The 21380-nt window shown below is 34.7% G+C and carries 24 protein-coding genes; 7 read left to right on the forward strand and 17 right to left on the reverse strand.

The window, feature by feature from the left end; all coding sequences use genetic code 11:
• Positions 1 to 251: 251 nt before the first annotated feature.
• Both HYD3684_RS02230 and HYD3684_RS02235 read left to right on the forward strand, forming a co-directional pair.
• Positions 252 to 1454 (forward strand): FtsX-like permease family protein, encoded by a 1203-nt coding sequence (locus HYD3684_RS02230; protein WP_015419067.1) that lies wholly within the window; start codon positions 252 to 254, stop codon positions 1452 to 1454.
• Positions 1447 to 2079: an ABC transporter ATP-binding protein gene (locus HYD3684_RS02235; protein WP_015419068.1), complete on the forward strand. Its 633-nt coding sequence runs from the start codon at positions 1447 to 1449 to the stop codon at positions 2077 to 2079. The genes HYD3684_RS02230 and HYD3684_RS02235 overlap by 8 nt, the downstream gene beginning before the upstream one ends.
• A gap of 33 nt (positions 2080 to 2112) precedes the next feature.
• Here HYD3684_RS02235 and HYD3684_RS02240 read toward each other — a convergent pair whose 3' ends face one another.
• On the reverse strand, positions 2113 to 3441 hold the full coding sequence (locus HYD3684_RS02240; RefSeq protein WP_015419069.1) for an outer membrane protein transport protein: 1329 nt from the start codon (positions 3439 to 3441) through the stop codon (positions 2113 to 2115).
• Positions 3442 to 3644: 203 nt separating this feature from the next.
• Here HYD3684_RS02240 and HYD3684_RS02245 point away from each other — a divergent pair, with 203 nt between their 5' ends.
• On the forward strand, positions 3645 to 4028 hold the full coding sequence (locus tag HYD3684_RS02245; protein ID WP_015419070.1) for a rhodanese-like domain-containing protein: 384 nt from the start codon (positions 3645 to 3647) through the stop codon (positions 4026 to 4028).
• Between the two features lie 41 nt (positions 4029 to 4069).
• On the opposite strand, the gene HYD3684_RS02250 is transcribed toward HYD3684_RS02245, so the two are convergent.
• From HYD3684_RS02250 to aspS, 7 genes are read right to left on the reverse strand one after another with little or no spacing between them, the layout of a single operon-like run.
• A complete protein-coding gene (locus tag HYD3684_RS02250; RefSeq protein WP_015419071.1) occupies positions 4070 to 5371 on the reverse strand; it encodes an arsenic transporter in 1302 nt (433 codons plus the stop codon).
• Positions 5372 to 5665 carry a hypothetical protein gene (locus HYD3684_RS02255; protein WP_015419072.1) on the reverse strand — a complete coding sequence of 98 codons (294 nt, stop codon included), beginning with the start codon at positions 5663 to 5665 and terminating at the stop codon, positions 5372 to 5374. It lies immediately after the preceding gene.
• Positions 5666 to 5711: 46 nt separating this feature from the next.
• Positions 5712 to 6743, reverse strand: coding sequence for a glutamate 5-kinase (gene proB, locus HYD3684_RS02260; protein ID WP_015419073.1), 1032 nt, complete (start codon positions 6741 to 6743; stop codon positions 5712 to 5714).
• Positions 6744 to 6751: 8 nt separating this feature from the next.
• On the reverse strand, positions 6752 to 6955 hold the full coding sequence (gene rpmI, locus HYD3684_RS02265) for a 50S ribosomal protein L35 (protein WP_015419074.1): 204 nt from the start codon (positions 6953 to 6955) through the stop codon (positions 6752 to 6754).
• Positions 6956 to 6993: 38 nt separating this feature from the next.
• Positions 6994 to 7509: a translation initiation factor IF-3 gene (gene infC, locus HYD3684_RS02270; RefSeq protein WP_015419075.1), complete on the reverse strand. Its 516-nt coding sequence runs from the start codon at positions 7507 to 7509 to the stop codon at positions 6994 to 6996.
• Positions 7510 to 7539: 30 nt separating this feature from the next.
• Positions 7540 to 9657, reverse strand: a complete 2118-nt coding sequence (locus tag HYD3684_RS02275) for an ATP-dependent DNA helicase (RefSeq protein ID WP_015419076.1) — start codon at positions 9655 to 9657, stop codon at positions 7540 to 7542.
• The gene (gene aspS, locus HYD3684_RS02280; protein WP_015419077.1) at positions 9657 to 11441 is read right to left on the reverse strand and encodes an aspartate--tRNA ligase; all 1785 of its coding nucleotides are present in this window, start codon (positions 11439 to 11441) and stop codon (positions 9657 to 9659) included. Before aspS ends, HYD3684_RS02275 begins: the two co-directional genes overlap by 1 nt.
• Before the next feature lie 65 nt (positions 11442 to 11506).
• Here aspS and HYD3684_RS02285 point away from each other — a divergent pair, with 65 nt between their 5' ends.
• From HYD3684_RS02285 to cydB, 3 genes are all read left to right on the forward strand, one after another.
• Positions 11507 to 11947 carry a hypothetical protein gene (locus tag HYD3684_RS02285; RefSeq protein ID WP_015419078.1) on the forward strand — a complete coding sequence of 147 codons (441 nt, stop codon included), beginning with the start codon at positions 11507 to 11509 and terminating at the stop codon, positions 11945 to 11947.
• Between the two features lie 265 nt (positions 11948 to 12212).
• The gene (locus HYD3684_RS02290) at positions 12213 to 13757 is read left to right on the forward strand and encodes a cytochrome ubiquinol oxidase subunit I (RefSeq protein WP_015419079.1); all 1545 of its coding nucleotides are present in this window, start codon (positions 12213 to 12215) and stop codon (positions 13755 to 13757) included.
• A 13-nt stretch (positions 13758 to 13770) separates the two neighbouring features.
• On the forward strand, positions 13771 to 14811 hold the full coding sequence (gene cydB / locus HYD3684_RS02295; protein WP_015419080.1) for a cytochrome d ubiquinol oxidase subunit II: 1041 nt from the start codon (positions 13771 to 13773) through the stop codon (positions 14809 to 14811).
• Positions 14812 to 14979: 168 nt separating this feature from the next.
• On the opposite strand, the gene obgE is transcribed toward cydB, so the two are convergent.
• The 4 genes from obgE to HYD3684_RS02315 are packed head-to-tail and all read right to left on the reverse strand — an operon-like array spanning position 14980 to position 18048.
• A complete protein-coding gene (gene obgE / locus HYD3684_RS02300) occupies positions 14980 to 15960 on the reverse strand; it encodes a GTPase ObgE (protein WP_015419081.1) in 981 nt (326 codons plus the stop codon).
• A 7-nt stretch (positions 15961 to 15967) separates the two neighbouring features.
• Positions 15968 to 16972 (reverse strand): type I glyceraldehyde-3-phosphate dehydrogenase, encoded by a 1005-nt coding sequence (gene gap, locus HYD3684_RS02305; protein ID WP_015419082.1) that lies wholly within the window; start codon positions 16970 to 16972, stop codon positions 15968 to 15970.
• Positions 16973 to 17020: 48 nt separating this feature from the next.
• Positions 17021 to 17716 (reverse strand): DUF554 domain-containing protein, encoded by a 696-nt coding sequence (locus HYD3684_RS02310; protein ID WP_237698624.1) that lies wholly within the window; start codon positions 17714 to 17716, stop codon positions 17021 to 17023.
• Complete coding sequence (locus HYD3684_RS02315) at positions 17701 to 18048, reverse strand: histidine triad nucleotide-binding protein (protein ID WP_174256047.1); 348 nt, start codon at positions 18046 to 18048, stop codon at positions 17701 to 17703. The genes HYD3684_RS02310 and HYD3684_RS02315 overlap by 16 nt, the downstream gene beginning before the upstream one ends.
• Before the next feature lie 64 nt (positions 18049 to 18112).
• On the opposite strand from HYD3684_RS02315, the gene HYD3684_RS02320 reads away from it, so the two are divergent.
• Positions 18113 to 18409: a hypothetical protein gene (locus tag HYD3684_RS02320; RefSeq protein ID WP_015419085.1), complete on the forward strand. Its 297-nt coding sequence runs from the start codon at positions 18113 to 18115 to the stop codon at positions 18407 to 18409.
• Here the strand turns inward: HYD3684_RS02320 and HYD3684_RS02325 are convergent.
• From HYD3684_RS02325 to HYD3684_RS02345, 5 genes are read right to left on the reverse strand one after another with little or no spacing between them, the layout of a single operon-like run.
• Positions 18388 to 19278 carry an MnmC family methyltransferase gene (locus tag HYD3684_RS02325; RefSeq protein WP_015419086.1) on the reverse strand — a complete coding sequence of 297 codons (891 nt, stop codon included), beginning with the start codon at positions 19276 to 19278 and terminating at the stop codon, positions 18388 to 18390. The two genes, HYD3684_RS02320 and HYD3684_RS02325, sit on opposite strands and share 22 nt — an antisense overlap.
• On the reverse strand, positions 19229 to 20149 hold the full coding sequence (thiL, locus tag HYD3684_RS02330; RefSeq protein ID WP_015419087.1) for a thiamine-phosphate kinase: 921 nt from the start codon (positions 20147 to 20149) through the stop codon (positions 19229 to 19231). The genes HYD3684_RS02325 and thiL overlap by 50 nt, the downstream gene beginning before the upstream one ends.
• Positions 20150 to 20158: 9 nt before the next feature.
• On the reverse strand, positions 20159 to 20548 hold the full coding sequence (locus HYD3684_RS02335) for a hypothetical protein (protein WP_015419088.1): 390 nt from the start codon (positions 20546 to 20548) through the stop codon (positions 20159 to 20161).
• Entirely contained in the window at positions 20542 to 21180 is a 639-nt protein-coding gene (locus tag HYD3684_RS02340; RefSeq protein WP_015419089.1) for an MBL fold metallo-hydrolase, read from the reverse strand. Before HYD3684_RS02340 ends, HYD3684_RS02335 begins: the two co-directional genes overlap by 7 nt.
• The gene (locus HYD3684_RS02345; RefSeq protein WP_015419090.1) at positions 21137 to 21379 is read right to left on the reverse strand and encodes a hypothetical protein; all 243 of its coding nucleotides are present in this window, start codon (positions 21377 to 21379) and stop codon (positions 21137 to 21139) included. Before HYD3684_RS02345 ends, HYD3684_RS02340 begins: the two co-directional genes overlap by 44 nt.
• Position 21380 lies beyond the last annotated feature (1 nt).

Consider the following 21380-nt stretch of genomic DNA (forward strand, 5'->3'; position numbering starts at 1 on the left):
GTAATTATACCACGGCTAATTATGGGGGTTTTAGTCCAGTGCGGCTGTTAGTGATTTGTTCATAACCCACACGGTTTAGATGAAACTTGCTGTATAAACAGCCCAACAAAACCTAACTAAAAAATTAAAAACGCCGTGTGGGGTTTCAACACAAGTTTACCACGGTTTACAAGTCTACAACGGTTTATGTGTTCACGATGTAGTGAACTTATACATGCTAATTTCATTTTTAATCTATATAATTATATCTTGTGAGATTTAAAGCATTAAAGATAGCGATAAGATATTTACTCAGTTTTAAAGGAAGTACATTTATTATAAGCTTGATATCGTTTTTTGGGATTGTGATAAGCACCGCTGGGATACTTCTTACAAACGGCGTTTTTGAAGGATTTCAAGACAATCTTAGAATTAAGCTTTTGGGGTCTATGCCAAATATTATACTTACATACGTAGGAGATGATTCTAAGGCCGATATACCTAAAGTTTTGGGGATTTTAGAAAAAAACAAAAAAGATATAAAGATGTTTTCATATTTCAAGATATATCACGGGGCTATTCAAAGGGGCTCTTATATAAGTGCTGTCAATATAGATGCTATGGATTTTGGCAACACTAAAAATTTGGGTTTTTTTGCAAACAAGATAAAAGGTTCTTTGGATAAAAAAGGTGTGATAGTAGGTAAAGATTTGGCTGCTATGCTTGGGGTGTCAAAAGGTGATTATGTTAGTATCATATCGCCTGTGGGTGTACAAACGCCTTTTGGATACATGCCAAAGGTTCAAAACTTGCCTGTGGTGGGTACTCTTAACAGTGGTATATTTGATATAGATTATTCTACCGTGCTTATGGATAACAGTGTTGCAGACAAGCTTTTTGTAAATAATCCGCCCACAAGAGTCGTTGAGATAAATTTAAAAAATCCTTTTTATGCTCCTTCTTTTGCTAAAAGCCTAAAACCGCTCATTGGAGAAAAATTTGTTATAACCACTTGGATAGATATGAATAAACCGCTTTTTGAAGCTCTTCAAACCGAAGAAAGAGGTATATTTTTTGTACTTACTCTCATGATAGTAGTGGCATCTTTTAATATTACAAGCCTTCTTTTTATAAAAGTAAAAGAAAAGCTAAGAGATATAGCCATATTTAGAGTTTACGGAGAACCAAAATCTTTTATCATGGTTATAATACTTATACAAGGGCTTTTACTCAGCCTTAGTGGGTTTTTGGTGGGTGTTTTGGTGTCTTTTGTTTTGGAGTTTTTCATAAACAAATTTAAACTAATACATGTCCAAAAAAGCATATACCTTATGTCTTATGTGCCAGTTTCTATATCTTTTAAAGATGTGATGGAGGTCTTTTTGTTGGTGATATTTTTAAGCCTTGTGGCAGCTTTTATACCCTCTTATCACGCTGTAAAAGAAAACATAGTAAGGATACTAAGAAATGACTGACGGCGTGATAGAACTAAAAAACGTATCAAAGATATACAAAGATAAGCCTGTAGTTGAAGGCTTAAACCTTTCTATAAAAAAAGGTGAGTTTGTAGGTATAATGGGACCCTCTGGTTCTGGTAAATCTACAACCCTTCATATAATAGGTGGTATAGAAACCCCTTCTTCTGGTGATGTAAATATACTTGGTGTTTGGTATGCAAAAGACGGAAAAGTACTAAACGAAAAAGCTGTGTCAAAGCTTAGGAAAAAATACATTTCTTTTATATTTCAATTTTATTATCTTTTAGAAGATTTTGATGTGCTTGAAAATGTATCTTTGTTTGGAGATAAGAAAAAAGCCATAGAGCTTCTTAGCTTTCTTAGATTGGACCACAGACTAAACTACAAACCTTACGAACTCTCCGGCGGTGAACAGCAAAGGGTAGCTATAGCAAGAGCCCTTGTAAGAGAACCTAAAATCCTCATAGCTGATGAACCCACTGGAAACCTTGATCACAAAGAATCTCATAAAATTTTTTCTTTGTTAAAATCCCTAAACAAAGAATCAAATATAACTATAATTGTAGCTACCCACAACGAAGAACTAAAACCCTTTTTTGATAGAGTTATATATCTTGGATAAAAGGAAGGCCAAAGGCCTCCTTTAAAGTTTATATCAAAATCTCCATTCAAGAGCTACGCTTAGAGCATCTTCTGCATTTTTTGCACCTATAGAGCATGGACTGTAAGGATCTTGAGATGTAAGAGGTTGACCATTATAACACTGTCCACTATCTGTTACGCTATGTTGGAAATCATGCTCATAAGCAAGCGATACGCCAAAGGTGTTTGTAAACTGATAGCTTCCACCAACCGTAACCGCTTCTTCTGTAATAGCTGGGAATCCGTATAGATTGAAGAGGTCTATATCATATTGATTAAACTGTCCCCCACTTATAGAAGTAGATGGCGGATTCATGTTTGTTCCGAAACTATTGCTTCTTATAGGGCTTCTTGCATAGTTAAAACCAGCTCTTAGTGTGAGTTTTGGTGTTACTTTGTAAGATGTACCAAGAGCAAATACCCATTGGTCTTCCCAACCAAACTCTTTGTAGCCATCGGCATTTGACCAGTTTATCCATCTAACATCAGCGCCTACGTTCCATTTGTCAGTGGGTGCTACACCTACACCAAAGGCAAGCTCTTGGGGTTGTTCAAGCTTAAGGTCTTGGAAACTCCCGCTAAATTTACCCATAGATGCTCCTTGAAAATCAAATACATGTCTATATGTCATAGATATAGGTGATTCGTAGTTTAAACCAGCGTATACAAAATTCCCAAAGTTAAAAGCTATACCAAGCTGACCGCCTATACCAAGTGCCGAACTTTGACCTCCACCGTAAGATGCTTCGCTGGTACAATTGAAAACTGGACCTTGAGGGGTTGGAACAAGCCCACAGTCATTTGGCATAGTAGCGTTCATATCAAGAGATCCGTAGGCAAAATCTATACCGGCACCTACGCTTATCATTGGGTTTATCTGGTAAGATAAAGCTGGTATTATACGCATAAATTGAAGCGTTGTTCTCATGTTGTAGAAATAATCCGGATTTTGACTGGTGTAATCTGTACCCATACCAGATACACCAAAAGCACCTATACCAAATACAAGTTTATCGTTTATCTTATCTACTATACCTACCTCTGGCACTAAAAAGAGGTTTGCGTCGCTATCCGCAGAAGCACTATTGTTTTCAGCTTTTACGCTTGGCATAAAAAGCATACCGCCAAACTGAACTTTGTTTGATCTTGCTACGCTCATCCAAGCTGGGTTTCTAAAGACAGAGTCCACAGAACCCACAGGCATACCAACACCTATGCCACCCATTGCCTCTGAGTTTGGTGTAACGCCTATAAGATCATCGCCGTTTGTGGCAAAAGCGCCTGTTTGCCATACTCCAATTAAACCTGTAAACACCGCCAAAACAAGAAGCCTCTTTTTCATGAAAAAACCTCCTTCAAAATACTTGACTATCATTATAGTGAAATGTTTGTGATTTTAGTTTTTTATTTTCTTATAATACTTCGTAGTAATTGTTATATAAGAATATTCTAATATTTATATTTAAACTATGAAATATCATTTTCAAATAATTCTAAATTAATATATTTTATTGATTAAAACTAACTCTAAAAGGAGGTACGTTTATGTTTGGAATGCTTGTGGACAAGATTGAAAAAGCCATTGAGCAAGACAAGAAAAAGCCAAACTTAGGGCTTATAGACATTGAAAAGGTAAAAGAGCTTTATCAAAACGGAGCTCTCATACTGGATGTAAGACCTGTAGGCAAAGTAGAAGGCAAAAATGTAGAAGAAGCCAGTATCAAAAATGCTTACTACATACCAATTACTGAGCTAATGAAACACCTTGATAAGCTTCCAAAGGATAAGGAAGCACCAATTATAACCACTTGTAAGCTTGTAAAATTTGCCAATAGAGCTATGGGCTATCTGGAAGCTCTTGGCTATACAAACGTATATGTATTTGATGGTTCTACACCAGATTTAATAGCAGCACTTTCAAACGGATAAATTTATTTACGCCCCCATTTTGGGGGTTGTTTTATAAGCTTTTAAAATAAACTAAAAACATAAAGACTAAGAAGCGTAAGTATCAAAACCGGTATTGTAAGGATAATACCAACTTTCATATAATAAGCATAAGATATGTTTAAACCTTTTTTGTTTAATACGTGAAGCCATAAAAGTGTTGCCAAAGAACCAATAGGTGTCATCTTAGGACCTATATCTGTACCTATTAGATTTGCCAAGGCTAAAATATGGCTCATATGATCAGCCGGGTTTGCAAGTTTTATATTTAGATTTATAAGCATAACGGTGGGAAGATTGTTGATAAGAGCCGATAAAACCCCTGACAACACACCTACGCCCATAATTGCTACAAATTTACCACCCTCTATAAAAAATCTTATTACACCAGGCATTATCTGATACAAAAACGCTTTTTGAAGACCAAACACCACCACGTACATACCTATTGAAAATATAAGTATTTGCCAAGGGGTTTCTTTGAAAATGATATGTTTTAGATTTACTTTTTTATTTTTTAAACTTCCTATAGATATCAAAATCCCGGCAAATATGATTATAAAAGATGTTGGGATGTTGTATATGTGGGATACCATCAAAAGCCCTATAGCTAAAGCACCTATTGGCCAAGCCAAATAAAATAAAAATCTATCTTTTATGGCTTCTTCTGGGTTTTTGTCTTCTAAAATCTCTTTTTTGTAGCTTTTAGGAAGATGATTTTTATAATAAATAAGTAAAACCGCTATGGAACTTACGATAGATACAATATTTACAAGAAGCATAGATTTGGCATACTCTAAAAAGCTTATGTGAAAAAAATCCGCTGTGATGATGTTTGTTAAATTTGATATTACAAGCCCAATACTTGCAGTATCAGATATAAAACCTCCTCCTACCATGTAGGCTCTTGCTTGTTCATCTTGAAGATTTAAATGCTTTATCTTAGAATAAACGATAGGGGTTAGCATCAAAGCAGCGCCGTCGTTGGCTAAAAATATAGATATCAAAGCTCCTATTAGAAGCATATAAACATATAGCTTTATGCCATCTTCGTTGGCTTTGTCTATGGCTTTTAGCGAAATCCACTCAAAAAATCCTATGTTGTCAAGCACCACCGATATGAAGATAATGCCTATAAAAGCCAAGCTTGCATCCCATACGAGTTTTATAACCTCATATATATCGTTTATATTTACTATCCCAAGCAAAAAGCTCAAAACCCCTCCAACAACAGCAGATATACCAATGGGTATATTTTTTGGTTGTTTTATAACAAGGAACATCGTAAGAAGAAAAATGATAACGCTTTCTATCTCTTTTAGCATTTATTTTGAACACTCGGTATTTTCATAACACTCACATATTTCCATAGAAGCTTTTATATCTTCTTTTGATACGTTGCCAACTATTACGATGTTTAGTTTGCCATCTTCTTTTTTAAGATACATAGACGTTATTTTGTTTTTCATATCAGTGCTCATGCAATCACATTGCCCTGTTTTGCAAGCGTTTAGCATGTTTTCTATCTTGTTTTCATCTACATGTTCTGTTATTTCTATATTTACGCCGTCGGTGGACTCCTTTATCTTAGCTATATCCTTTAGGCTTTTGCTTTCCACAAATAAAACCTCCTTTTAAGATAAAAACTAATATATAAAAAATTTTTTATATGTGTATGATATAGATATCGTCTGTTTTTATGACTTCTTTGTTTTTTTTACCTATTATATTTTTTAGCTCTTTGGAATCGTACTGGACTTTTCCTTTACCTATCATAATACCTTGTTCGTCTGATATACTTACTATATCCCCTTTTTTGAAAACTCCATCAAAACCTTTTATACCTATGGCAAGGAGTGCTTTTCTGTTTAAAAGTGCTTTTTTAGCCCCTTCATCTATGTATATGATGCCTTTTGAATACTGGGCCAATTTGATAAGATCTTTTGGTTTTAGTTTTGAGTTTTGTTTTGGTGGTATTTTTGTGCCTATGGCTTTGTCAGTGTATATATCTATAAGTCTTTGGCTTTTAGAGGTTATAAAAACCTCTATACCGATGTTTGATGCCATCATGGAAGCTTGGAGTTTGCTAAGCATGCCACCGCTTCCAAAGGTGCTTTTGGAGGGGTTTACCTCTTTGAAGGCCTCTTCAAAATCTGATACTTCTCTTATGAGGGTTTTGCCATCTTTTGTATAAAGCCCGCCGGCAGTTGAAAATATTACAAGTTTTGAGGCTTTTGATATATAAGATACATAAACGCTTAAAAAATCGTTATCTCCAAAGATAAGCTCTTCGGTGGCTATGGCGTCGTTTTCGTTTATAATGGGTATGATGTTGTGATCTAAGAGTCCTTCTATCGTCCTTTGGGCGTTTGAAAACATGTTTTGATTTGTAAAAATATCAGAGGTTATAAGTATTTGACTTATAGTAAGGTTATAATTTGAAAATATGTTGTCGTACAAAGACATAAGCCTCGATTGGCCAACAGAGGCGAGTATTTGTCTTGAAAGGATAGAATCTCCTTTTATATTTAGGATTTTTTTTCCAGCCATGACGGCCCCGGAGGATACTATAAGAAACTTGATATGTTCTTTTTGTAGAGTTTTTATATCCTCGGCGATGGAGGAGATAAAGCTTATATCAAAATCCCCTCCCTCTGTGGATAAGACGTTTGAACCAATTTTGATAACAAAGATCATTATCTATATCATATATTTTGTAAAAGTGGTTTTAGCTTCCTCTCTACTTTTGGATTTGTGATAAGGGTTTTCTTTTTTAGTCTTCTTTTTCTATCTTTTGGTTTTTTGGTGTTGTAGTGGCTTCCGTTTGCTTTGGCCCTTTTAATGTGGCCGTTGGCGGTGAGTTTAAACCTTTTTGCCATAGTTCTATTCGTCTTCATCTTTACCTTCATAAAAACCTCCAAACTTAGTTTAAGCTTATTATTATAACTTATTTTTTCTTAGGAAGCAACGTAAAGGTTAAAAATGCGTTTTCTCGTACAGGAGGCTTTTCCAAAACACCAATATCCGCTAACTCGTTTACAATTTTATCCACAAGTTTGTTACCAAGCTCTGGGTATATGTTTTCTCTTCCTCTAAACCTTATACGCACCCTTACTTTGTCCCCATCTTCTAAAAACTCTCTCATTTGCTTTATTTTGATAGCCAAGTCGTGATTGTCTATCATGACTTTAAGGTTTATATCTTTTACATTTATAGCAGATTCTTTTTGCTTTTTCTTAGCTTCTTTTTCTTTCTTTTGAATCTCGTACTTAAACTTGCTGTAATTTAAGATCTTACACACCGGTGGATTTGCCTGCGGTGCTATCTCCACAAGGTCAAGGCCTTTTCTGTTGGCCACTTCAAGAGCTTCTTCTATTGGTACTATGCCTATTTGATTTCCATTCTCGTCTATTAGCCTTACCTCTCTTGCTGTGATCTTTTCGTTGATCCTATACTCTTGCAAAACTTACCTCTTCTTATCGCAAAGATATTTTTAGTCGCCTCTTTGCTGGCGATAATATATTTTAACTCTTAAGCTTTTAATAAAATTTATAAACTCTTCATATCTCCATATCCTAGAATCGCATATTATGATGGTGCCTTTGTCTTTCTTGCTTCTTACAAGTCTTCCAAATCCTTGTTTAAACTGCAAAAACGCCTTTTTCCTCGCATAAATAAAACTATCCATAGTGTGCTTTAAGCATTTTTCTGAGCTACTATGTGCCATTGCCTGTTTCATAGATCCAAAATGTGATGTCGTCGCTTTATTATGTTTTTTGAAATACCTCATTCTGTGGTAGTTTATGGGATCTTCAGGAGAGTCAAAAGGAAGCTTTGCCATCAAAAGCCCCTTATCCCCTTTTAGATCTATACCTGTCCATACAGAATCCACCCCTACCAATACGTTTTTATCTCCGTTTTCTACCATTTCTATGGCTTTTCTTAAGGTTGTTGTGTTTTGGAATATGATATCCTCGTCTTTTGGTATGTATTCCATTTGTTCATAGCTTGTTAAAAGCACCAAAACTTTGCTATAGAATGTTCTTAAATATCTTAGACTATTTATTAGCTCTTCTTTCCATAAATCTTTGTTTTTTGGCACTACATTTTTTATGATAAAACTAACATCTTCATAATTAAATACATGCTCTAAAGAGTAATATTCACCGCTTATGCCTGTGGTAAGCTCTATAAGATCTTTGTCAAGAGTTGCTGAAGTTAGTATTACGCATTTGTAATTAGATAGATCTATAGCATCTCTTGGGAATATTGGAAAAGCCTCTATTTTGTAGTTAAAATCCCCAAGTTTTTTAGAAAATTCTCTACTTACCACAAAACCTATAATATCTTTGTTTTCTTCATCTTCCATGTATTTTAGAGTGTTATAAATGTTTGATACGCGGTTTGAGATAGATTTGAATTTGGCTATAAGCCTCATAATTTCATGTTCTAGCCTATCTGCTGATTTATCTTCAAAATCTTCTTGAAGTTCGCTTGTATCTATGCTAAATCTATTTAAAAATTCATTTTCAAATAACAAGGAGCTTTCCAAAAAAGCCTTAAACTTTCTGCTTATGGTATTTTTGTATTCAAGCCTTTCTTTGACTGTGTTTATGACATAATTTTTTATGACGTTTACAGCTTGGTTTAAAGGTTCATATACCATACTAATTAATGGTTCTACAAAAAAAGGTTCATCTAAAGGTATTGAGCTTGGAGCTTTACCTATAGTAGGCTTATTAGTTGGTTTTTGTTTTTTACTTTCAAAGATACCTTCAAACAAGCTTTTAAATATGCTAAGTATATCAACATTATCAAGCATATTTTTATTATCGTTATCAAGCATATCTCTTATAGATGCTGCAAGTCTCATTAGGCCAATTACAGAAAATCCAGAAGTAAGGGATTTTACCAAAGCTTCATCAAGTTCATGGGCCTCATCTATTACAAGGATTTTCTCTTTTGTATCGTCAAAGTTTTTTAAAACCAAAAGGCTATGGTTTACTACCAAGATATCCGCTAGTTTTTCTTTGTCTTTTAGCTTTTTATAGTAAAAACAATCTTTTAGATAAGGGCAAGATTTTCTATAATTGGAGTCGCAGTAATTTTCATCTATATTTATATCGGTCCATACTTCTAAGGGTATGCTGGTAAATTCTACGTCTCCGTCCCATCCTGAGGATTCTATAAGCTCTCTTATAGTATTTGCGAGGCTTACTTTTCCAAATATTGTGGTTTGTTTTAATTCGTTTTCTTTATCGTAAAATCTATCAAGACAAAGGTAATTTGCTTTACCTTTTAATATAAGATAATTTATACCTTTACCAAAGTAGTTTTTTCTTATAGATGATAAGTGTTCAAGGTCCCTTCTTAGTTGTTCTTGTAGGATTTTTGTCTTGGTGGATATGATTGCTTGTTTACCATGCTCTATGATAGGTAGTAAATATCCAAAGCTTTTGCCAACTCCCGTGGGAGCTTCTATTAAAACGACATTTTGTTCCTCATCATCAAAGTCTTCTTTGTTTATACATTCTTCTACTATGCTAAACATTTTCTCTTGGCTTTTTCTTCTTTCGTAGCCAAGGTTTAACAGTGTTTTGTAAAGTTCCATCAAGTGATTTTTATATGCAGTTCTTTAAGTTGCTTATCTGAAACTACATCTGGAGCACCGGTAAGCAAGCAAGTACCTTTCTGGGTTTTAGGGAAAGCTATAACATCTCTTATAGAGTCAAAACCAAGCATCATAGCCATTAGCCTATCAAAACCAAAAGCCAACCCCCCATGCGGTGGTGCTCCGTATTTTAGAGCTTCTAACAAAAATCCAAACTTCATATTTGCTTCTTCGTCTGATATATTTAAAACCTTAAATACAAGTTTTTGCACATCTTTGTTGTGTATCCTTATAGAACCTCCTCCTATTTCAACACCGTTTAACACAACATCGTACGCTCTTGCACCAATACTCTCACCAATATTAATTATATCTTCTTTATCTGGCTTGTCAACAATATATTTTATTTTATCTAAATCCTCTGTTTTTGGAGATGTGAAAGGATGGTGCATAGCCTCAAGCCTTCCTTCCTCTTCATTGTATTCAAACATTGGAAAATCCACTACCCACAGAAACTCAAATTTTGATTCATCTATAAGATTTAACATCCTGCCAAGTTGCAATCTTAAATTCCCAAGTATTTTATATACGTTTTTGGGCTTGTCTGCTGAGAAAAATATCATATCTTGATCTTTGGCCTCAAGCTTTGAAAGCATCGCTTTTATTTCTTCTTGGGATAAGAACTTTGCAATAGGGGAGCTAAACTCACCATTTTCAATTTTGCCCCAAGCAAGCCCTTTTGCCCCTAATCCTTTTACATATTCTGTAAGATTGTCTATCTCTTTTCTTGATAAAATTTTGTTTATTTTTATAGCTTTTATAATACCTTTTTGCTCTATAGCGCTTTTGAATACGTTGAAGTTGGTATTTTTGAAGATATCGCTAAGATCTACAAGCTCTAAACCAAACCTTGTATCTGGTTTATCGGAGCCATATCGTTCCATTGCTTCTTTGTAGGTGATCTTTTTAAAGGGTGTAACTAGTTCTATGTCTAAAAGCTCTAAAAACAGTTTAGAAAGAAGTTTTTCCGAAATTTCCATAATATCTTGTTCTTCTACGAATGACATCTCAAAATCTATCTGGGTAAACTCTGGTTGTCTGTCAGACCTTAGATCTTCATCTCTAAAGCATCTTGCTATTTGAAAGTATCTATCAAAGCCAGATATCATAAGTATTTGTTTGAAAAGCTGTGGGGATTGAGGTAAAGCGTAAAACTTACCAGGGTGAAGCCTTGATGGCACCAAGAAATCTCTTGCTCCTTCTGGGGTTGATTTTATTAAAAAAGGTGTCTCTATCTCGTAAAAGCCGTTTTCTTCAAAAAAATCCCTTGTTATCTTAAGGGCTTTACTTCTTGTTTTTATAGCTTTTTGAAACTTCGGCCTTCTTAAATCAAGATATCTATATTTTAATCTCAGTTCCTCTGAAATATCTACATTATCATCTATTGGAAACGGCAATGTCTCCGATGCGTTTAAAAGCTCAATACGCTCTATTAAAAGTTCTACGTTGCCAGATTTTATTTTTGGATTTTCTGTACCAGCTGGTCTTCTTCTTACCAAACCTTCTACCAATACAACGCTTTCTTCTTTAAAGTGTTTTGCTATATCATAAAGTTCTTTATTGCTTGATTCTTCTAAAACCGCCTGAAGCTTACCTTCTTTATCTCTTAAATCTATAAACAAAACACCGCCGTGATCTCTTATGGAATCTATCCATCCTGCTAATTTAACGTGTTTTCCTATAAAGCTATCGTCTACTAAGCCTATATATGTATCTCTTAACATGCTTATATTATATACTAAAAACTTATATCATTGAAATTTTATTTGATAGGTATATAATAAATTTTATGTTAAAGCGGGGAGTGGTTGTTTTAGGGTTTTTTCTACTTGGACATTTATCTTTTTCTAAACCACTAAAACTTGATATAAAAATACCATATAAGGATGTAAATTTCAAAACTAAACATCGTGCATACACAAGTGTATCATCCCCTTTACCAAGAGATGAAAAGCAAAGTGTAGGATTTTCATTCTTTTTCAATAGACTTCCTTCTGTAAGCGCTATAGTGGACAATATCAGATCTCTTAATTTATCAAAAACTTATCAAGAACCACCCCCAGAGATATACACCTCTGATATAAGAAGACATGCTGATTATTACGAAAAAGATATTATTACCAAAAATACATATATAAGACCTACCAACAAAGGCAATGAACTTGTTCAACTTTATAAAAACGATCCTCAGCTGGATTTTGGTGTAGCCCTAAACGCTAGTTTCAAATAGTAAAAACTTGATTTTAAAAGCTAATGTGCCTGCATAGTAGCAAAAGTCTTTTTAGAATTTATTTTTGGTTAGTATGTATATACTTTTTATATAAAAATAGTTTTACACACATATTTCACAATGCTTATATATTATGAGTTATTTTCATTTTACTATTATCATATGATATATTTCATTGTTATAAGATAATTTTTAAGTTAAATTAAATTGATGTAGGTTGGTTGATGCTAATCAACCAGCAATCTTTTAAAAGGAGGTATAGCTTATGGACTTGCTTGACTTGTCCAGGTTTCAGTTCGCCTTTACGGCGATCAATCACTTTATTTATGTGCCTCTTACGTTGGGGCTCTCTGTGTTCATAGCCATAGTAAAGACCATAGCCTACAAAACCAAAGATCCTAAGTATGACAAATTGGCTATGTTCTTGATGAAGCTTTTCGCAGTAAACTTTGCCGCTGGTGTGGCTACAGGTCTTACTATGGAGTTTGAGTTTGGTACAAACTGGTTTACCTACTCAAAGTTTGTAGGTGATATCTTTGGAGCACCTCTTGCCATTGAAGGTCTTATGGCTTTCTTCTTGGAGTCAACCTTTATAGGTATATTCTTATTTGGAAAAGATAGAATATCTGATGGTATGCATACTTTTTCCGCTTGGATGGTAGCTCTTGGTAGTAACTTATCCGCTCTTTGGATTTTAATAGCAAACTCATGGATGCAAACCCCTGCTGGATACAAAATAGTCCAAACCCCCCAAGGTATAAGAGCTGAGCTTACAAACTTTTGGGCAGCTGTTATAAACCATACCACTGTTATAAGGTTTTTACATACCGTAACAGCTGGTCAAATTACAGCCGGATTTTTTGTAATGGGTGTAATGGCTTATTTCTTGCTAAGAAACAAGAATATCGATATGGCCAAAGCTGGTTTAAAAGTAGCCCTTATATTTACCACAATAGTATCCGTATCTGAAATTATAATAGGAGATACAGCTGGACACTTGGTAGCAGAATATCAACCCCTCAAGCTTGCAATGATGGAAGGTAAATGGAAAACGGAACAACCAGCTTCCTTGGATGTTTTTGGTTATGTAGATCAAAGCGCTCAAAAGACTTATCCTTTTATAAAAATACCCGGTTTGTTGTCTTTCTTGGCCTATCATAACTTCGATGCAAAAGTATACGGTATAAACGATTTGATAACTATGTACGATCAAAAAGCCCAAAACTATGCAAACGAAGCAAAAACATTAGAAGCCCAATACGCTTCAAATCCAAACCCAGCTTTGAAAGATAAGCTAGTGGCCGATAAAGCTTATGCCAAAGCTTACAACATTTCTTTAAAAGATTTACCACCTATAAATCTTGTCTTCATGCCATTTCATATAATGGTTGGTCTTGGATTTTTCTTTGCATTTGTAACTTTGTGGGGTCTATATCTTTATAAAAAAGGTACTCTTTATACCAACAAAGCTTTCTTAAAGACCGTTTTATATTCAATCCCCCTTCCATTTATAGCTTCTGAGCTAGGATGGATGACTGCCGAAATAGGTCGTCAACCTTGGATAGTTACTGGCGTGCTTAAAACTGCCGATGCGGTATCTTTCAACGCTACTTCAAATGTAATGTTCTCCGTGCTTACTTTCGTAACAATATACATACTACTATTCTACGTATATGTAACCACTATGATAAAGAAGGTAAGAGAATACGCAGACACCGAGGCTCCTTCTACAGCTCCAGCTATGGGTTCGATAAATACAGCTTTGCAAGCTTCTAAGACAGATTTGAACAACGATAACAGGATTTCTTGAGGAGGTGAATGCTATGGGTATATTACCAGATGGACTTTTTACCTTACAAGGTTTGTGGTTTTTGATAGCAGGTGTATTTTTAATTGGCTACTCAATAACCGATGGATTTGATTTGGGTAGTGCTTTCCCTATGATATTTATGAAAAGCGAATATGACAGAATAGCTCTTTATAATTCTGTTGCACCAGTATGGGATGGAAATGAGGTTTGGCTTATAGCTGGTGGGGGTATGCTCTTTGCCGCCTTCCCCACCGTGTATGCCGCTTCTTTCTCTGGATTCTATTTGGCTATACTCCTTGTTTTGTGGGCTTTAATAGGTAGAGCTGTGGCTTTTGAATACCGCAACAAAAGAGAGTCCATGGCTTGGAGACATACCTTTGATTTTATATACTGGCTTGGTAATGTTTTACCTGCTATTCTTTTTGGATGTGCCGTAGGAAACGCTGTAGTAGGAGTACCTATAGATCAAGACGCTGTATATCACGGCACTTTCTTCACGCTTTTAAGACCAGTACCTCTTGCAATGGGATTGGTAAGTCTTTTCATGTTTGCTATGCATGGAGCAGCTTATCTGTTGCTTAAAACCGAAGGTTCTGTTTTTGAGATGGCTAAAAAGTATGCTAGCATAAGTGTTATAGGATATGTAATATCTGTAATATTAACAAACGTACTAGCCATGCAAGAAGCCCCATTTTTGTATAAAAACTATTTTGCTTATCCAATACTTTTTGCTATACCTCTAGTGATGTTTGTAGGTGTTGTGCTCTATGTAAGCTTACTAAAATCTGGTAAATACGAAAAGATGGTTTATGCATCTGGGCTTGTTAACGCTTTCACTGTTCTAAATGTAGCTTGCGCTTCTTTCCCAGTACTAATGCGCTCAAGTATAAATCCAGATTACAGTCTAACAGTGTTTAACGCTTCTTCTTCTACCCTCACTCTAACAGTGATGCTTATTGTAACGGTTATATTTATGCCTATAGTTATATATTATACTAGGTATGCGTATAAGGTATTTAGTGGAAAAGTAAGTGGAGAAAAGAGTTATTATTAATTTTCTTGAAGCGTCTTGATGCAACCATTCCTATCCTTCTTTTACCCCTCTTTTGAGGGGCTTTTTAATATATAGATAATTTATCATTAAGAATATTTGATAACTATGATATATATTATATATATTTATAAGTATCTGATGCAGCTGATTTTTTATGCCTTTAATAGTTCAGTTCATTAATTTTGTTATGTATTCTTTTAAGTATTCTATATTTTGTCCGGTAGTAGAAGAAACCGGTATAAAATCAAGTGATTTTTCTTTGGCTAATTTTTCTAAAAGCTCCAAATTTTCTTTCTTTGCTATATCAAGCTTTGTACCTACAACGGCTTTAATTTTTTGTATCAAGCTTTTATCATAAAGAGAAAGTTCAGTAGTTAGAATTTCAAAATCTTTAACAGGGTTTTCACTAGACAGGTCTATAGCCAAAACCAAATATTTTGAACGCTCTATATGTTTTAAAAAATCAAGTCCAAGCCCAGCCCCTTTATGAGCATTTTCTATAATTCCTGGTATATCGGCGATGGTAAAAGATTTATCATCTGTTTTAATAACTCCTAACTCTGGATAAAGCGTAGTAAAAGGATAATCGGCAATTTTTGGATGTGCATTGGTTAAGACCGATAATAGCGTTGATTTACCAACGTTTGGTAGGCCTACTATGGCTATATCGGCTATTGTTTTTAATATAAGAACAAGCTCTTTTTCTTCTCCTTTTTTGCCATGTGTAAACTTTCTTGGAGTTTGATTTGTAGGTGTTGCAAAGTGAGCATTACCAAGACCACCATCGCCGCCTTTTGCTACTACGCAACTTTGACCATGTTTTACAAGGTCACATAGAACGTCGTTGGTTTTTTTGTCTATTACTATAGTTCCTACTGGTACCTTTATTACAATGTCTTTACCGTTTTTACCGTGCTGGTTTTTTGGTTTTCCATGCTCTCCGTTTTGAGCTACAAAATGCCTTTTATATTTAAAATCTAAAAACGTTGTTTTTGAAGAATCCGCTTTTAATATAACAGAACCACCTTTTCCCCCATTTCCACCCGCAGGTCCCCCATAGGGTCTATACTTTTCTCTTAAAAAATAAACCCCTCCGTTTCCACCGTCTCCAGCTTTTACCTTTATCTGGGCTATGTCTATAAAGTTCAAATTATTCTTATACGCCTTTGTTTATAACAAACTCTGCCAAATCCACAAGACGGTTAGAATATCCCCACTCGTTATCATACCAGGCTACAACGTGCACCAAATCCCCGTTTACAAAAGAAAGCTCTGCATCAAATATAGCTGAATGAGGATTACCAACTATATCAGAAGATACCAGGGGTTCTTCGCTGTACTCCAATATACCCTTTAGGTATGTTTCGCTGGCTTTTTTGAAAGCTTCGTTTAAAGCTGTCACATCCTGAGGAGGATTTTCCAATATAGCTGTTAATTCTATAATAGAACCATCTGATACTGGTACTCTTCTTGATGTGCTTCCAAGTTTACCTTTGAGGTGTGGTAAAACTTCAGTAACGGCTTTGGCTGCACCTGTGGTGGTTGGTATTATGTTTATTGCTGCGGCCCTTGCTCTTCTTAAATCTTTGTGGGGAAGATCTAGTATTCTTTGGTCGTTTGTGTAAGCATGTATCGTTACCATATAACCATTTTTTATACCAAATTCTTTATCAAGCACATAGCATGTAGGTGCCATACAGTTTGTAGTACAAGATGCGTTTGATATTATGTGATGCTCGCTTGGGTTATAGCTATCTTGATTGACCCCAAGTACTATAGTAATGTCTGAATTTTTACCTGGAGCTGAGATGAGTACTTTTTTGGCTCCTGCTGATAGATGTTTAGAGGCATTTTCTCTATCTCTAAAAAGCCCCGTAGACTCAATTACTATATCTACCCCAAGGTCTTTCCAAGGAAGCTCTGCTGGGTCTTTTTTGGCAAATACTTTTACGCTTTTACCATCGACTACCAAAGAATCTTCTGTGTATGATACATCTTTTTTCCATATTTTGTGCACAGAGTCATATTTTAGAAGATGTGCTAAGGTTTTTGTATCTGTTAAATCGTTGACGGCTACGATGTCAAGCCCTCTTTCAAAGGCTATTTTAAAAAATGCCCTACCAATACGCCCAAATCCGTTTATACCTATTCTTACACTCATATTTTTATTATAAGATATTTTTATTAAATTGGCGTTAAGATTTTACAGTTAAGATTTTATAAAAATAGCTATTATAGGAGAAAGAATAAAATTTAAAAGCTTTAGATCTTTGGTTATTCCTAAAAGCTTCAAAGCCAAACCCACTATAAGACAAGCACCGATAAAAGCTACATTTTCTAAAGAACCACTACTTATTGAGCTTTTAAAAAAGTAAGCTATATAAGTAAGAGAACCCTGATAAAGAAGTATTGAAAACGATGAAAACGCCACAGATCTACCCATCGAAGAAGAAAGAAGTACTGCGCTTATACCATCCATTATAGCTTTTGACAAAATAAGGCTATTCTGAGCCTTTGCCCCTTCCATGATACAACCAAGTATAGTGATAGGCCCTACACAAAACATTATTGTGGCTGTATTAAACCCCTCTGGAGAGCCTATATTTTTAAATGCTTTTAAAAAAACCTTATCTAAGTTTGACTCAAAATCAAAATAATATCCTATTACGCCCCCTATTATTAGACAAGCCAATACTTCTATAATATTTGCTTTTGAGCCTTCTCTAAAAAGATGATAAGCCATACCAAAGGAGAATAACCCAAAAGCTTTTAGAGTAGCTTCTTTTATGGAATGTGGAATATATTTTCCAAACAAACTCCCAAAGTATCCACCAACAAATACCAAAAGGGCGTTTATAAGAGTGCCTTCGCCTATAAAATACTCTGGCATCAACCCGGGGGCCACATCATCGGCCTTCCACCTATTATGTGTAGGTGTATATGAAAAACCGTTTGACCTCCATACTCTCCTACGTTGAAAACAAGCCTATAGCCTTCTTTTAAGTTTAGCGTATTGGCTATATCTTTGGCTTTTAGTATCATCTTCCCCACCAGAGCTTCATCTTCTTCTTTCAGAGCTTGCACCCCTTCTATATGCCTTCTTGGTATTATAAGTACATGCGTTGGAGCCACTGGTTTTATATCTTTAAAAGCCACCAAAAGCTCATCTTCATAAACTATATCCGACCCAATCTCCTTGTTTGCTATCTTACAAAAAATACATTCCATAATTTTTATTTTAGCATAGATTTTATGCATTTTATTATGGAAAGCTTTTATACAAATTTTATATTTTCTAAGCATGGAATACCCTAAGGAAAAATTTAAAGAATTAGCAAGGCGCATCAAAAGTATGGCTATAAGTCCAGAGATAGATTTGGCTATATGTTTTCCTGGTATTGAAGAAGCCGAATGTGAAGATAAAGAAGAATACCCCTATGTTTTGGTTTCTTACTTAGGAGATGATGGTGATGGACCCTCTAAAAAGGTGGTCTTTAACGAATCTTATTGGAACTCTTCTGTAGAATCACTCCTTGGAGCTATTATGCATCAAGTAAAATCCTTGATGGAAGAGCTTCAATCTTTTGAAGGTGAATAATATTTGGATTTTAAGAGATAAACCCTTATGAAGTAATCAGATATTATTTCTTCCTCATCGGTATTAAGAGTTGTATCTCTCATAGGTATAGCGTAAGGGTTTTGAAAGTCTATGTTTGATTTATGTTTAGGTGTTTTTAAAGCCATTATAGAAGGTCTTTTTCGACCTACAGGTGCTATAAAATCTATTTTGAAGTTTAAAAAACTAAGAGAAGATTGAACGCTTTTGTTTGATGTATAGCTTATCCAAACACCTTCTTCTTTTATATTTTTATAAAGCAAATACAAAAAATCCAGTGTCCATAAAGACGGATTTCTGTATGGTGAAAACCCGTCGTGTAGTATGATATCAAACATCATATTTGTTTTAAGCGCTCTTGCATCTTCTAAAACCACTTGCCAGTTTAGGTTTTTGCTGTTTATATAAAAGTTGTTTTTATAAAGCATATATCTTACTTCGTCTGAGTCGTGATTTAAAGCTATAAAAGAAGGTATTTTTTTATCTACACTTATTATGTTTACAGATTTGCCCAGTTTTAAAAGCTCATAAGCCAATACTCCAGAGTTTACAAACATACCAGAGCCTATATCCAATACGTTTATAACGCTTTTTTCTTTTAAAAGCCCCAAAACAGGATTTACAAATTTGCTGTATGCTTCTTCTAAAGGTCCTGTAGTAATGCTGTGGTAAAACTCGTTGTAGTATTCATCGTATATGTTGGCTTGATCTGTATTAAGTGTGTAGGCATTTTCTTTATATATGTTTGAAAGTTCTTTTAAAAGTATTTCTTGATATCGCTCGCTTAAAATATAAAATCTTTTATCGTTTTTTAAAGTGATCAAAACCCGTTCTTTCAAGCTCTTTTCCATTTACAAGTACCGACGCTTTACCCTTTTCTATCACACGTCCTATTACTGTGTTATCTAAAAATGGATTAAAGTGTTCTTTTTTTTGACAAAATAAAAGCTGATAATCTTCTCCTCCAGACAAAGCTATATCGTAAGGGTTTAGATTTTCTTTTGAAGCGTAAAGCTTTAGTTCACGAGAAATAGGTATTTTGTTTAAATCTATCTCTATTACAACGCTTGAGCGCTCTGCAAGATGCCATAAATCAGAAGATAGTCCATCGGATATATCCATAGAGGCACTGGCGTATTTTCTTATATGATTTATATAGTCTATTCTGGCAGTGGGTCTTAAATGCCTTTCTATGAGTCTTAATTCATAATCCTCATAATCTTTTTTTGTTGTTAAAAGCCTAAAACCAGCGTACGAATCCCCAAGAGTTCCACTTACTACCACATCATCACCCACGTTTGCACCAGCTCTTGATACAAACCTATCTATTTCACCTATTAAAAATACATCTATACCAAGCTTTGAAGCTCTTGATACATTGCCCCCTACTATCCTAAGTTTATAAAAATCACAGGCATATTTTACACCTTCGTATATACGTTCTATAAATCTTTCATCTATATCTTCTGGTATCATAAGAGAGATAAGTCCATAAAGAGGTTTGCCTCCGTTTGCCACAACATCGGATACATTTATAGATATGGCTTTAAAGCCAATGGCTTCTGGTGGATAATCTCTTAAAAAATGAACATCTTCTAAAAAAGCATCGCAGGTGATATTGAGCCCAGTCTCTCCAATCTTTATATAAGCTGTATCGTCTCCTATAGTATTTTCTCCAAGGATTGAGATTAGTTTTTTTATAAGCTCAAACTCACCTATCATCTTAATCTATTATTTTAAGATATAAAGTATAGCTAAAATCATATTAAAAACTAATAAAAACGAGGATGTTTTAGAAACCTTTCTAAATTTTACCCTTCTTGGATCGTTTATATCTATCTTATCTATATCTCCTAAGCTTCGTTTTAGGCTTTTGGTATAATAAGATAAATATACATTTGCCAAAAGTCCCAAAAGCATAAAAAACGTATAAAAGCTTATGTTTAAAATAAACACCAAAAGAAGCTCTAAAAGTGCTATTTTGTAAAATCTCCAAAGGATTTGACCATATATCCTACCGGCTAAGTTCTTTGAATCTATCTTTTTAAAAAGCACATAAGAGACTATAAAAACTATTGAAAATATCTCACCAGCGTATAAACCCACTAAAAGCTTTACCATAAACCCCTCAAAAATGGATTGAATGTTAACTCATGCTCTAAGCTTGTATCTTGATAGTGCCCACATATAACATGGGTATCTTTTGGAAGTATAGAAAAAATCTTTTTTAAAGACTTTGACAATTCTTCCCAAGAACCACCTGGTAGATCTGTCCTTCCAACACCGCCTTTAAAAAGCGTATCCCCAGCTATAAGTGTATTTTGAGATGGTAGATAAAAACAACACCCGCCTGGGGTATGACCTGGTGTGTGGATAATCTCTATATCTACATTGGCAATACTGAGCTTGTCACCATCTTTTATATAAACATCTGGTTTTGGAGGTTTTTTTGCGTTTAGATAGATTGAAAACCCAGGGAATAACTCATCGTTTAATAAAAACTCATCTTCTTTGTGCATGTAAAAAGGAGCGTTGTAGCGCTCTTTTAATGTGGCTACTTGTCCTACATGATCGTAATGCCCGTGTGTGGCCAGTATGGCTACTACTTTAAAATCACCTATAGTTTCTAATATATTTTCTACATCAGAACCTGGGTCTATCACTATAGCTTCTTTTGTATCTTCGTTTTTTATAACAGTGCAGTTTTCATCAATCGGTTTGGTCGGTATCGTTTCTATTTTCAGTTTCCCCATCGGTTTTTGCTCCATCGTTAAACCCAAATAAAATATATAACGGAACGCTCATAAAGCCAAGGGGTAAAATAGCTATGAAAATAGCCCATCCCCATTTTTTTCTTCTTATGGCATCGTATAGAAAGTAAAATAAAATGCCAAATACCCCAGCCACTATTATGAAATCACCACCACTAAAAATATGCTTTAAATAATTCATC

It is taken from the genome of Hydrogenobaculum sp. 3684, from assembly GCF_000213785.1.
Taxonomy (GTDB): domain Bacteria; phylum Aquificota; class Aquificia; order Aquificales; family Aquificaceae; genus Hydrogenobaculum.